Origin of the sequence: Micromonospora sp. WMMD734, from assembly GCF_049178975.1 — a bacterium.
Classification (GTDB): Bacteria; Actinomycetota; Actinomycetes; order Mycobacteriales; family Micromonosporaceae; genus Micromonospora; species Micromonospora wenchangensis.
In genome coordinates this window covers 4,285,311-4,297,924 of sequence record NZ_JBMHMK010000001.1, presented here as the reverse complement: position 1 = coordinate 4,297,924, position 12,614 = coordinate 4,285,311, and the positions used below count along the sequence as shown (strand labels likewise).

General features: G+C 70.8%; 10 protein-coding genes. 7 read left to right on the top strand and 3 right to left on the bottom strand.

The features are described from left to right. Positions 1-114: 114 nt before the first annotated feature. On the top strand, positions 115-1,299 hold the full coding sequence (locus ACN267_RS18205) for an IS701 family transposase (protein ID WP_421489207.1): 1,185 nt from the start codon (positions 115-117) through the stop codon (positions 1,297-1,299). A gap of 59 nt (positions 1,300-1,358) precedes the next feature. Here the strand turns inward: ACN267_RS18205 and ACN267_RS18200 are convergent, their stop codons facing one another. Continuing rightward, a complete protein-coding gene (locus tag ACN267_RS18200) occupies positions 1,359-2,192 on the bottom strand; it encodes an SDR family NAD(P)-dependent oxidoreductase (RefSeq protein ID WP_421489206.1) in 834 nt (277 codons plus the stop codon). 59 nt (positions 2,193-2,251) lie between these two features. Further along, positions 2,252-2,638, bottom strand: a complete 387-nt coding sequence (locus tag ACN267_RS18195) for a winged helix-turn-helix transcriptional regulator (protein WP_421489205.1) — start codon at positions 2,636-2,638, stop codon at positions 2,252-2,254. 201 nt (positions 2,639-2,839) lie between these two features. On the opposite strand from ACN267_RS18195, the gene ACN267_RS18190 reads away from it, so the two are divergent. From ACN267_RS18190 to ACN267_RS18180, 3 genes are all read left to right on the top strand, one after another. Further along, complete coding sequence (locus ACN267_RS18190) at positions 2,840-3,670, top strand: M23 family metallopeptidase (protein WP_281900025.1); 831 nt, start codon at positions 2,840-2,842, stop codon at positions 3,668-3,670. Between the two features lie 436 nt (positions 3,671-4,106). Beyond that, on the top strand, positions 4,107-5,099 hold the full coding sequence (locus ACN267_RS18185) for an EI24 domain-containing protein (RefSeq protein WP_421489204.1): 993 nt from the start codon (positions 4,107-4,109) through the stop codon (positions 5,097-5,099). Positions 5,100-5,593: 494 nt separating this feature from the next. Next, positions 5,594-6,856, top strand: coding sequence for a DUF6357 family protein (locus ACN267_RS18180; protein WP_421489203.1), 1,263 nt, complete (start codon positions 5,594-5,596; stop codon positions 6,854-6,856). Between the two features lie 121 nt (positions 6,857-6,977). Here the strand turns inward: ACN267_RS18180 and ACN267_RS18175 are convergent, their stop codons facing one another. Then, positions 6,978-7,949 (bottom strand): AraC family transcriptional regulator, encoded by a 972-nt coding sequence (locus tag ACN267_RS18175; protein WP_204956709.1) that lies wholly within the window; start codon positions 7,947-7,949, stop codon positions 6,978-6,980. A 274-nt stretch (positions 7,950-8,223) separates the two neighbouring features. On the opposite strand from ACN267_RS18175, the gene ACN267_RS18170 reads away from it, so the two are divergent. From ACN267_RS18170 to ACN267_RS18160, 3 genes are all read left to right on the top strand, one after another. Then, on the top strand, positions 8,224-9,528 hold the full coding sequence (locus ACN267_RS18170) for an FAD-dependent monooxygenase (protein WP_204956710.1): 1,305 nt from the start codon (positions 8,224-8,226) through the stop codon (positions 9,526-9,528). 69 nt (positions 9,529-9,597) lie between these two features. Continuing rightward, positions 9,598-11,073: a 4-hydroxyphenylacetate 3-hydroxylase family protein gene (locus ACN267_RS18165; RefSeq protein ID WP_204956711.1), complete on the top strand. Its 1,476-nt coding sequence runs from the start codon at positions 9,598-9,600 to the stop codon at positions 11,071-11,073. Then, positions 11,070-12,548: an MFS transporter gene (locus ACN267_RS18160; RefSeq protein WP_421489202.1), complete on the top strand. Its 1,479-nt coding sequence runs from the start codon at positions 11,070-11,072 to the stop codon at positions 12,546-12,548. Before ACN267_RS18165 ends, ACN267_RS18160 begins: the two co-directional genes overlap by 4 nt. Positions 12,549-12,614: the final 66 nt, after the last annotated feature.

Sequence of the window (12,614 nt, the reverse complement as noted above, 5' to 3'; positions counted from 1 at the left end):
GGTGGTGACGAAGAGGCGCGGCCGTGGAATGCCGACAACGTTTTGTAATCATCGCGCCTCAAGCTGCCATATCGATGAACATTGCGAAACCGTGAACGAGAGACAGGTACCACGATGCCCTACCGCCCATGGACCGATACGGCCCTGTTACCGGCGCGCGACGGTCTCACCCGGTTCGCGCACCAGATCATGGCCGAGATGCCCCGCGCGGATCAGCGCCGCTGGGGCGAGACGTACATACGCGGCCTGCTGCTGGGTAACGGCCGGCGTTCGGTCCGAAGCATCGCGGAGGGTGCTGACGCCCCGGACGCCGTCCAGTCTCTGCAGCAGTTCGTGAACCAGAGCCCCTGGGACTGGGCCCCGGTCCGCCGCCGAACAGCCCGCTATGTCGACGAGCACATGACCACGCACGCGTGGCTCATCCGCCCCATATACATCCCCAAGCGGGGTGGCCAGACCGCCGGTGTCGCCCGCCGCTACGTCCCCCGGACCGGCCGCACCCTCAACTGCCAGTACGGCCTGGGCCTGTTCTTGTCGGACGCCGAGACGAGCGCGCCCGTCGACTGGCGGCTGGTGCTGCCCTCACCGGCCGGGACCGGGGCACGCTCGTGGCTCCCCGGCCGCAGAGAGGTGGGCCCGAGCGAGCAGAGCGAGTGGTGCCACGTGCTCGCGATGGCCGACGACGTGGCGGCGGCGGTGCCAGTGCGTCCCCTGGTGGTCGGGCTGCGGCACGTCACCGGCGTGGAACGACTGTTGCAGGGCCTGCGGCAGCGCGGCCTGCCGTTCGTTGTCGAAGTCAACGACAGCATGCCGGTGCTCCGCCAACTGCCCCCGTCGTCGCTCCCGGGCGGGGCCAGGCCCGGGCTGACCCAGATCCGTTCGCTGGTGCAGGAGACGACCGCGCGCCGGCAACCGGTCATGTGGCGGCAACTGCACGACGCCGCCCTGCACCGCTCGTATGTCACCACCGTACCGGTCCGGCTGCCGGGCACCGTGTCCGGCTCCGGCGGCGGAGCCGACTGCCTGCTCGTGGCCGTCTGGTCGGCGGCGGCCACCAGCGCGGCCAACTTCTGGCTGACCGGCCTGCCGGAGTCGCAGGTGGGTCACGTGCTCACCCTGGCCCAGCTCGCCGCGCGCCGCGAGCGGGACGTCGACACGCTGAGCGAAGGGTACGGCCTGCTGGACTTCGAGGGCCGCTCGTCGCGTGGCTGGCACCACCACATGACGCTCGTTTCGGCCGCCTATGCCTTCGCCCAGCTGGGGACCTGCTCCCAGCAGCAGGAGCAGAGGGTCGGCTGAGCGCGGGCGCCCGGGCGCCGCGACCGGACCGGCAACCGGTCGCGGCGTCCGAGGCCAGCTCATCCGAAGGACAGGACCCTCCGGTGCTGCACCAGCTCACCGGCCGGGGGAGTGCTGCCGGCCGGCCGGGTGGCCAGCCAGAGGACGTCACGGGCCGCCTCGTCCGGGCTCTGCGCCGACGACATGTCATCGAACCAGGGGCGCGAGGCATCGGTGTCGACCAGGCCGGGACACACCGCGCCGACGTAGACGTCGTGCCCGGGCCGGTCGCGCTCCATCATCCGGGCGGCCACCCGGGCCGACGCCACCTGGCCAACCTTCGACGGAATGTTGATCCAGCTCGGCCAGCCCCGGGCCTCGGCCTCGCCCTTCTGCACCAGGCGGACGTATTCGTCCATCACGTTCTCGACGTCCTCCAGGCTCATCCGGTCGGTGTCGAAGGCGCTCCACAGCGGTCTGGGCAGGTGCCGCCGCGAGCCGAACGAACTGGCCACCACCAGCAGCCGGGCGTGCTCGTTGAGGATCGGCAGGAAGTGGTGCAGCATGCGATATGTGCCGTGGTTGTTGGTGTCCACGAACTCGGCCACCTGCTCGGCGGGGGGCAGTTCCCGTGAGATCCGGGCCGCGGCATTGGAGATCAGCACGTCCAGCCCGCCGTGCCGCTCGCGAATCATGTCGGCCGCCGCCGCGACGCTGGCCTCCACCGTCACGTCCAGCGGGTGCAGCCGCGGGGCGAGACCCTCGGCACGCAACAGCTCCACCGCCTGCTCACCACGCGCCGGGTCGCGGGCCGTCAGGTAGACCTGCGCCTCGGGCCCCAACTCCCGGCACAGCGCCCGCACCAGGGCCAGGCCCAGCCCCTGATTGCCGCCCGTCACCAACGCGACCGCCATCTGCCGCTCTCCCCCATCGCGCTGCCACATCCGTCTCCTCCACGGTAGACGGCGCGCGATTACCCCGAGGTAACCGCGACGACGTCGGTCTGCTCCCCGTGGGCCTCCAGCACGTCCGACCCGTGTCGCTCGGCCCAGCGAGACAGCATCTCCACCGGCTCTACCAGGGTCTGCCCCAGCGGGGTCAACTCGTACTGCGTGATTGACGGCTGCTCGGGCAACGCCGAGCGCCCGACCAATCCGTGTCGCTGCAGTCGCCGCATCGTCTGGGCGAGCACCTTGGACGACACGCCACCGATCAGCGCCTTCAACTCGTTGTGCCGCCGGGGACCCTGACTGAGCCCGTAGATGACCACTACGGACCACTTGTCCGCCAGCAGCTCGATGGCCAGCCGTGCCGGGCAGTCCGCCAGGAAGACGTTCCCCGGCCGTATGAATACGCCCACGCAGGCATAGTACCCGCAGCGTGAGAGAACCGTGTTGTTAAGGTCACTCTCCGAAGCGGGAGGAGGCCCTCCTTCGCGGTGCGGGTAGGCCGCCGCCCCTCGGTCGCGGGGGCGGCGCACGGCGAAAGGGTGGGCGCACGGCGTGACGGGTATCCGAAGAACGACCTTGCCCCGCGCCGGACGGGGCCGTAGGTTGCATTGATGATCCTGAGTGGGCAGCCGGGCTCCGGCTCTCCTTGCGATGCTGGTCACGGCGGCCCGCGGCCCGAGGACCTCGGTGGGATCGCCTACCTGCGGGGGCTCACCAGACGTGGGTTCATCACGGCCGCGGCGTTGGCGGCGTCGGGGGTGTCGGCCGCCTTCGCGGTGCTGCCCGACGCCGCTCGGGCCGCCGGCAACTATCAGCGGCCGTGCGGGAACGTCCGGATCTCCAGTTCGTGGCAGGACCACCGGAGCCGCACGCCGCCCTCGGGTGAGCCGGGCACCGACTACGCGGTCGGCGCGGGGACCCCCGTGGTGGCCGCGGCGAACGGCACGATCCGTCTGGTGAAGACGGACACCTCGACCGCGGCCGGACGCGTGGTGGGGATGGCCCACGACGACGGCAACTACACCCGGCACCTGCACCTGTCGCGGATCGCCGTCGCCACCGGCCAACGCGTCTCCCGGGGCCAGACGATCGCGTACTCCGGCTCCTCGGCGAACGGCAGCGAGTCCGGCGTGGGGCCGCACGTGCACACGAGCCTCTGGCTGAACACCGGCGCTCCGACGAACTTCGGCGCGACCGTCGACTTCGAGAACCATGTCGGGGACGCCACCGACCCGAACCCACCGGACCAGGAGGTTGATGAAGTGTTCATCGCGAACGTGCGGGGCAGCTGGTATCTCGTCGTCCCGCAGGGCACCGCCAAGCCGCGGGCGGTGGTCCTCGGCGGCGACAGCAACGCCGCCGCCGCCGGCCTGCCCGTGCTGAACTTCACCTGGGACCCGTCGATCAACGCGCTCCGGGCGGCGGTCGACGGCATCGGTTGATCTCCGCCGGCGTCCACCGGTCGCTCGGCCGTACCAACCAGCCCCCGGGTCCTCCGGGGGCCGTTCGCGGTGCGCCGCGGACGGGGTGGCGGGCGGCACCCCGGGGTCGTTAGTGTCCTCAATGGACGGCGCTCCGGTGGTGCGGGCATGATCGGCTACCGCCATGGGGCTGCTGAGAAGCCTTTCGGCTCCCAGGGCTCGCCGCCCGCCGTGTCGATCGAACCCCTGGAGGGCCTGGCGCATGGATCCGCAGCCGCGTCCGTTTCCGCCTGGTGATCCGCCGGCCGCCCAGGTCCTCCCGTCGGTCTGTGGCTTCCCTCAGGCCCACGAGGTCCCGTCGAGTGCGCAGTTGGCACCGGTGGTACCGGGGAGACGGGCGGCGTCGGCTGCGGTCGGGCCGATCACCCGGGCCGGGGCCGGTCCGGCAGCGGCCCGGATGGCGGGGGTCGCCGGGCATGCCGTGGGGGTCGCGGGATACCAGACACTGCGTGGGGCCAAGGCGGCCGGTACCGGTATCAGACGTTATTTCATCGGTGTCGGGTACTTCTTTCGCGGTGCCAAGCTGTTCGTCACCACGCCCGGCCTCTGGACGTTCGTGCTGCTCCCGCTCACCCTGACCGGCCTGGCGCTGCTGGGGTTGCAGGAAGCCACCGGGCTGCTGGTCGAGCGTCTGACCGGGTGGCTGCTCGGGTTCGCATCCGGCTGGCCCGAGGTCGTGCGATGGATCGTCGACAAGGTGCTGTGGGTCGCGGTCAGCCTCTTCCTGCACGGCGCGATGACCGCGCTCACTGTTCCGCTGACCATGCTGTTCGGTGCGGCGTTCTTCCCGGCCCTGACCCGCGACGTGATCCGGCGCACCGGCGGGACGAACCAGGGCGCACCGTCGTGGTACCGCTCGGCGGCGGTCTGCCTGCGTCAGACGGTCGTCGTCACCCTGGTTCTGCACCTGGGCTGGCTGATCGTTCTGCCGCTGCTGTGGATTCCCGGCGTGAATCTCGTCGTGGCCTTCGGGGGCGGTCTGCTGTTCAACGGCTTTCTGATCGGTTCGCTGGTGCTCGCCGTGCCGCTGCACCATCATGGCGTGCGGGGCGTCGGCGAGCAGATGCGCTTCGCCTGGCGGAACCTCGGCTTCACGCTCGGCTTCGGCATGACCAGCATCTGCGTCCTGATTCTGCCCGTGTTGTCGCTGCGGATGCTCACGCTGCTGCCGATCAGCCCGGTGTTCGCGGTTCCGGGCATCGCCCTGTACCTGCTGACCGCACCCTCGACCCTGGTCGGGGCGGTCCTGCTGCACCAGCGGATCGAGTCGGCCGGCAAAGCCGGAGCGGCCGGCGGCATCGACCATGCCGGGAGCGTCCGGGCACCCGGGAACGCGTGGTCGACCCGGCCCAGCGCATTGCCGGCCGCGAATCCTGCGCCCCGGGCCTGACACGACGAGCTGATCAACCGGGTGGACCACCCTTCGCGCGGTCACCTCACCCCTGGTTCCCCGTCGGTGCTGGTGGGCGCTTGATCACCAGCACCGGACGAGCGGGCCGGGCATGCCTATGATCAGGACCGCAGGCATGTCCGCGCTGGTCCACCCCCTGGTGGAGCTGTCACCCACGATCGAAGGACGCCCATGGCCCGCCCGTACGCGCCCGGACTGAATCGGTTCGTCTTCACCGCCGAGGTGGCGGGGCAGAGTGTGGTGCTCATGCCCCGGGCGGGGGTGATCTCCCGGATCAGGCAGGGGGAGCAGCCCTGGTCGGAACACCTTCGGACCGGCCGGGCCAACCGCTGCCTTCCGGGTGCGCACCGGGCCACGCCGCGACGCCGAGTGCGCCAGGTGGTCGTGAGCAGCGGGTGCCGGGTGGGTCGCGCAACGCCCTGGGCCCGCAGCGGCCGGGTCCGGCCGCTGCCGGTGCGCGGGAGGTCGGAGCGGTGAGAGAGGTCGTCTTCGCGCGCCGTGGCAGCGGCTGGCTTCCGCAGGTGATCCGTACGGACGGTGAGCTGAGGCTGAGGCTCGCCGCCGGGGCCGACGTCAACCACGAGCCCCGGACGTTCACGGTCCCGATCGGCGCGGCCCATCTCGCGGTGATCCGGGAGGACCTGGCCCGACACCTGCTGCTGTCCAGTGCGCTCCTGCCGCTGTGCGACGCCGCCGGGACCGGGGGTGGGCTCGACGGGGACGCCGCCGTCGCCCTGCTGGACCCGGTGCTGCTCTCCGCGCCTGCGGACGTCGATGCGCTCTTCCGGCGTATCGAATGGGACCGGAGCCGGCTCGTCGCCCATGGGGCCGACCTCGACCTCCTGGAGCGCGGTCAGGTCTGCGCGGCGATGCGGGCCGCGACGGAGACACCGGACGAGAGCCGTGCCCAGGAGTACCACGCGGCCCGCCGTCGCGCCGAGCGCGGGGTGGTCCTCGGGCCCCTCGATGCGGGGGTCCTGCGGTTCACGGGCCAGTACCTGCACGGCGCGACGCTGCCCAGGCGGCTGCCCGATGCCGTCGACCCTGCCCTGCTGCCCCAGGTCATGCAGGTGATCGCCACCGCGGAGCAGGCGTGCGCCGGGATGCGGATCGGCCTCGATCCGCGCCGGGGGAAGCGGGCGACCGACAAGCGCGACTGGGAACGGATGACGGCGACCGTCGACGCGGCCGTACGCCGGGCGTACCCCGATCTCGTCGACGACGCGGTGCGGACGGTGAGTTTCCTGATGTGCTCGGAGGCTGCGGACCGCGCCCGGAACAGCCGGGCGGACGACGACGAGGCTGCCGACGAACACCCGGGGGTGGACGACGGCGCGCGGAAGACCGCCCTGTCGTTCACCGATGACAAGGGTGACGCGCAGACGTGGCTGCGGGGCGGGCCCCGTACCGCCTCCGCCGCCTTCTGGGACTTCGTCGCCGATCGCTCCGCCGGCGACAACGAGGTGTTCACCATCGAGGACGAGGAGCGGGGCGAGGGCATCCAGCTGCACTTCTATGCCGACTCCATCGCCCGGATCACGACGGTGCGGCCCGGGGCGGCGGGGTCGGCTCCGCAGTACCGGGTCGAGTACCGCCTGGTCGACGGGATCGGCGGGTACCGGACCCTGGTCGGGGTCTTCGTCCGTGGTGGTTGCGCCGCACTCGACCGGCACGGCCCGTGGACGCCGGATGTCGCCGAGATCGAGCGGGCGCGTCGTCGGCGCGACGACGGGTAGTCCCGGAGGGGAACCCACCCGCGCCGCTGCGTTCTCGACATCGGCGTCTCACGATGCGTGGAATTGATCGACATGGTTCCGTGCTGTCGGCGATACCACCGTTGCCCGTGATCGCGGCGCGTCATGATTCGTCGGTGCAGGGGACCCCGCAACCCGGCCCACCACCCAGTCCGTGATGTGCCCGATATCGGCCAGGCGTGTCATTGAGGATTTTTCGGAAAGCGAGATGAAATCCGACCGTGCTCTTGTATCCCACCATCTCGGGTATCGAACTCAGTGGGGTTTTGGTGTAGGTGAGCAGTTGAACGGCCTCCTGCACCCGGCGTCGGGTGAGATGCAGTGCGGGCCCTTCCCCGACGAGGTCCCGGAATGTCTTGGCGAAACTCGACCTGGACATGCCCGCGCGCTGGGCCAGCAGGTCCAACGTCCAGGGTCGTTGAAACTCCCCGTAAATGGCCGACAGGGCACGGCTGACGCCGGGGTGGCCGAGTGCCCGTAGCCCCGGTGCGTCAACCGTCAGCTTGCGCAACACCACTCGGAGCGCGAGCACGAAGACCATCTCGAAAGCGCGAAGGGTCACCAGCGGGCTGCCCGGTTCGCGGCGTTCGGTCTCCGCCACGAGTGACTCCAGTGTCCGGAGCAGGAGAGGCTCGTGGTCGAGCTCGGGTTTTCCCAGCATGAAGATCGGTGGGAGCGAGCGGTACAGCGGGGGCTCGCCGCCCGGGTCGTAGTTGAGGCTGGCGCACATCAGCTCGGTGACCGGGCCCGCCTCGCCGATCCGGACAATCGCCGACTCGCCGAGGCGGCGTTCGGGGAGCACGCTACGTAACGGCCGGGTCGGGGTCGGGGATCCGTCCCCTAATGTGTGCGCGGTGCCATAGGGAAAGATCGCCAGGTCGCCCCGTTGCAGTAGAATAGGCGGCCGACCGGGAAGTTTGACGTAACAACTATTTCGCAGGGCGTAGTGCATCACCGCGCAGTGGTCGTCGTCGCCTTGGACGTTCCATGGGCCGCGTGCGATCCAGCGGCTGTGAAAAACGCTGACCAGACGTATCGGTCTGAGCAGCTCAGCCAAGACGTCAAGATCATTCATGGACGATCCTTAAGTGGAAGCGGAAAGTTCTTAATTGATCGTACCTAAGTCTTCCATGAATATTGCGGGTGACAGCGGGCCGTTTGGCCGCGACGATCGGTAAACCACTTGCGGATTTCAGGACAAGCTCCATGCACGGGGGGGCCTTCCTGGCGTAACGCTGAGTTTTGCGGGCTCGACCCGGTCGCATGCCTCTCGCGACGTCCGGTCACGCCTGCCCTGACGACGCGTCGCCAGCCGGCCGTCCGGCACGGACGAGATGGAGAGGACGCCGATGCGGATACTCATCGCCGGGGCGGGCATTGCCGGCCTGACCGCGGCCCTGAGCCTGCACGCGGCCGGTCTCGACGACATCCGGCTGGTCGACGCCGCCCCCGAGATCCGTCCCCTGGGCGCGGGGATCAACCTCCTGCCCAACGCCGTCCGGGAGCTCGCCGCCCTCGGCCTGGACGAAGCGGTCGGCGCGTCCGCCGTCTCGACCACCGAGCTGGTCTACTTCAGCCGGCACGGCGAGGTGATCTGGCGCGAACCACGGGGCCGGGCCGCCGGTCACCGATGGCCGCAGCTGTCGGTGCACCGTGGGAAGTTGCAGATGGTGCTCCTCGCCGCCGTCGAGGAACGCCTCGGCGGACAGCGCGTCCGGGCCGACGCCCGGGTCACCGACTTCCGGCTGCTGCCCACCGGCCGGGTGCAGGTCAACCTGGCCCACCGCACCGGCGGCACCACCACCACCGAGGCGGACGCGCTGATCGGCGCGGACGGCATCCGCTCGGGCGTTCGTCGCGTGCTCTACCCCGGTGAGGGGCCCCCGGTGTGGCAACGGCAGGTGGTGTGGCGGGGCATCGCCAAGATCCCGCCGTTCGCCGACAACCGGTCGATGTTCATCGGCGGCGACCGTACGTGGAAGGTGGTCGCCTATCCGATAGCGCCCCGGCCGGACGCCGCCGGGCTGGTCGACACCAACTGGGCGGTGGCCCGCACCTTCGGGCCGGACGAGGTGGTCGACCGGGCGGAATGGGACCGGGTGGTGGACCCGGCGAAACTGCTGGCCGCGCTGGACGGCTGGGTCTTCGGCCCACTGGACGTCGCTTCCCTCGTCACCGCCGCCAAGGCCCCCTTCGAACAGGCCATGGTCGACCGCGATCCGCTGCCCCGCTGGACGTTCGGGCCGGTGACCCTCATCGGCGACGCCGCCCACGCGATGTGTCCGATGGGGTCCAACGGCACCACCCAGGCGATCGTCGACGCCCGCGCCCTGGCCGCCGCGGTGGCCGGTCACCCGGAGGTCGACACCGCCTTCACCGCCTACGAACGGGAGCGGCTCGACCGGATGACCCTGCTCCAGAACTGCAACCGCGCGTTGGGTCCCGAGGTGGTCGTCGCGATGGCGGACCGGGCCAGCTCCGTCACCCGGCCCGGCCCGTCGGCGAGCGCCCTCGACCGGGAGTTGGCCGAGGTCTCCCGACGCTACGCGGAGCTGGGCGGCTTCGACGTGGCGATGGCCAACACCGACTCGTCCTACTCGGTCCGCCGCCGACCCGGCCCCGGCCGACCCACCCCGCAGGAGACCGGCTCCTGACCCTTCGCCGGACCACCGATCCACCCGCCGGCGACCGCCTGCCGTACCCCATAACCAAGGAGATCAGACATGACGCGAACCGGTGAGCAGTACCTTGACGCCCTCCGCGACGGCCGGGAGATCTGGCTGGACGGGGAGCCGGTCAAGGACATCACCAGGCACCGCGCCTTCCGCAACACGGCCCGGTCCATCGCCCACCTCTACGACCTGACCCACGAGGCGGGGTTCGCCCCGACCCTGACGGTCGAGTCCGGATCGGGCGAGCGGATCCACCGGGCGTTCCACATCGCCCGCAGCTACGAGGACCTGGTCGCCAGGCGGAAGGCGCACAAGATCTGGTCCGAGGCGACCTTCGGGTTCCTCGGCCGGTCACCCGACTACATGGCCTCCGGGCTCGCCGGGTTCGCCGCGCTGCCCGAGGTCTTCGCGGGTGCCGGGTTCGACGGTCGGGAGAACGTCGCGGCGCACCACCGGCGGATGTCCACCGGTGACCTCTACCAGGCGTTCACCATCACCAACCCGCAGATCGACCGGACCCGGTCGGCGTCCGAGCAGGAGGAGAACGACCTCTACCTGCGGGTGGTCAAGGAGACCGACGGCGGCATCGTGGTACGCGGCGCGAAGATGATCGGCACGGCCGCGGCCTTCGGTGACGAGGTGGTGGTGGGCACGATCGAACCGCTGGCCCCGCAGGATGTGGAGTACGCGCTCAGCTTCTCCGTTCCCCTCGACACCCCCGGGTTGAAGTTCGTGTCGCGTACCTCGTACGAGGCCAGCGCCCGGAGCGTCTTCGACAACCCGCTCTCCTCCCGGTTCGACGAGAACGACTCGTTGCTCGTCTGTGACGACGTCTTCGTGCCCTGGGAGCGGGTGCTCGTCTACCGCGACGTGGATGCCAGCCTGCACCAGTGGTGGGCGACGCCGGCGTACAACAACTTCGTCCACCAGTCGGCCACCCGCTTCTGGACGAAGCTGGAGTTCCTCACCGGTCTGGCGATCCTCATCGCCAAGGCGAACAACACCTATCAGCTCCCTCCGGTGCAGATCCAGATCGGTCGCCTGATGAGCTGGGTCAACATCGCCCGCTCGATGTTGATCGCGGCCGAGACGGAGTTCGTGCCGGTCGGGTCCGACGGCGGTGTCATGATCAACCCTGAGATCGCCTCCGCGCACCGGGCCATGGCCGGTGACATCTATCCGAAGGCGGTCGCCGAGGTCAAGCTGCTCGCCGGCGGCGGACTGATCCAGTTGCCCGCCTCCGGCTACGACCTGCTCCACCCCGAGCTGGGGCCGGTGCTCGCCAAGTACGTCCGCTCGCCCGGCCACCCGGCCGAGGCGCGGATCAAGCTGCTCAAGCTCGCCTGGGACGCGTTGGGCTCGGAGTTCGCCTCCCGGCACGAGCAGTACGAGCGCTTCTACCACGGCGCACCGCACGTCTACCTGCCGGCGGTGGTCCGCGACGGCCGGCCGGACCTGTGCGAGCAGCTCGCCCAGTCCTGCCTGGACGGCTACGAGCTGGACAACTCGATGTACGGCGCCTCATGACCGATCGCAAGGTCTCCCCGGGCGGCGCCCCGGCGGCCGGTGCCGTCGGGGTGCCCCACCGCTGGCGGGCGCTGGCGGTGCTCGCCTGCACCCAGTTCCTGCTGATCCTCGACACGGCGATCATCAACGTGGCCGTTCCCTCGATCGGCGCGGATCTCGACATCTCACCCACCGGGCTGTCCTGGGTGGCCAACGCCTACCTGATCACCTTCGGTGGCCTGCTCCTGCTCGGCGGGCGTAGCGCCGACCACGTCGGTCGCCGCCGGGTCTTCGTCATCGGCCTGGTCGTCCTCGTGGTCGGCTCGGCGGTGGGCGCGGCGGCGGACTCGGCCGGCTGGCTGATCGCCGGCCGGGCGATCCAGGGCCTGGCCGCCGCGCTGGCCGCTGCCGCCGCCCTGGCGCTGGTGCTGGGCATCTTCCCGGAGGGTCCGGAACGCCATCGCGCCCTGGGCATCTTCGCCGCCATGGCCGGTGCCGGGGGTGCCGTCGGCACCGTGCTGGGCGGACTGCTGACCGACTCGCTCGGGTGGCGGTCGACGTTCCTCATGAACGTCCTCGTCGGGGCGGTGCTGGTCGTCCTGGCCCTCCGGCTGGTGCCTGACATGCACGAGCCCGGGGACCGCCGGGCCTTCGACGCGATCGGCGCCGGCACCGTCACCGCCGGACTGGGGCTGCTGGCGTACGCGTTGGTGTCCACCGGCAACCTCGGCTGGCTCGCCGGCCGTACGGTCGGCGCGGCAGTGCTGGCGGTGCTGTGCCTGTTGGCGTTCGTCGTCGTCGAACGGCGCAGCAGCCACCCGTTGGTGCCGTTGGGTGTCTTCCGGCGGCGTCGGCTGCGCACCGCCAACGTCCTGGGCGGGTTGGCCCAGCTCATCCTCTTTCCGACGTTCTTCTTCGTCAGCATCTATCTCCAGGACGTGCTCGGCTACTCGCCACTGGGCGGTGGGCTCGGTCTGTTGCCGATGTCGCTGGTGGTGATCGGGGTGGCCGGGATGTGCGAGCGGCTGATCGCCCGGCTCGGCCTGGAGGTCGCGATGACGGCCGGCTTCGTCCTGGTCGCCCTGGGCATGCTCTGGCTGTCCCGGCTCTCCCACGACGGCGACTTCGTCTCCGACGTGCTCGGCCCGACCGTCCTGCTCGGCATCGGGCTGCCGCTGGTCACCGTGACGACGAACGTCGCGGCGACGGCCGAGGCGACGGTCGCCGAGGTCGGGCTCGCCTCAGGGCTGATCAACACGAGCCAACAGATCGGCGCGGTCGTCGGTCTGGCGGTGATGGCCGGGGTGGCCGCCGCCCGGACCAGCCAGGTGACAGGCGACGATCCGGCCCGGCTGGACCCGGCGGCGACCACCGCCGGCTTCCAGGCGGCCTTCCTGGTGGGTGCGGTGGTCGCACTCGTCGCGGCGGTGGTGGCGGTCCGGCTCCGTCGGGCCCGGCCGGTGACCCCCGGTCCCGCGACAGTCTCCGGACGGTAGGCCGTAGCGGGACCGCGCGTCCGGCGGGCGGGGCGAGGGCCCGTCGGACACGCCGGTCCGCGACGG

What these genes read in the sequence shown, in the direction of transcription:
- ACN267_RS18205 (WP_421489207.1), top strand. Translation starts at nt 115, where the DNA reads ATGCCCTACCGCCCATGGACCGATACGGCCCTGTTACCGGCGCGCGAC.
- ACN267_RS18200 (WP_421489206.1), bottom strand. Translation starts at nt 2,192, where the DNA reads ATGGCGGTCGCGTTGGTGACGGGCGGCAATCAGGGGCTGGGCCTGGCC.
- ACN267_RS18190 (WP_281900025.1), top strand. Translation starts at nt 2,840, where the DNA reads ATGATCCTGAGTGGGCAGCCGGGCTCCGGCTCTCCTTGCGATGCTGGT.
- ACN267_RS18185 (WP_421489204.1), top strand. Translation starts at nt 4,107, where the DNA reads ATGGCGGGGGTCGCCGGGCATGCCGTGGGGGTCGCGGGATACCAGACA.
- ACN267_RS18175 (WP_204956709.1), bottom strand. Translation starts at nt 7,949, where the DNA reads ATGAATGATCTTGACGTCTTGGCTGAGCTGCTCAGACCGATACGTCTG.
- ACN267_RS18170 (WP_204956710.1), top strand. Translation starts at nt 8,224, where the DNA reads ATGCGGATACTCATCGCCGGGGCGGGCATTGCCGGCCTGACCGCGGCC.
- ACN267_RS18165 (WP_204956711.1), top strand. Translation starts at nt 9,598, where the DNA reads ATGACGCGAACCGGTGAGCAGTACCTTGACGCCCTCCGCGACGGCCGG.
- ACN267_RS18160 (WP_421489202.1), top strand. Translation starts at nt 11,070, where the DNA reads ATGACCGATCGCAAGGTCTCCCCGGGCGGCGCCCCGGCGGCCGGTGCC.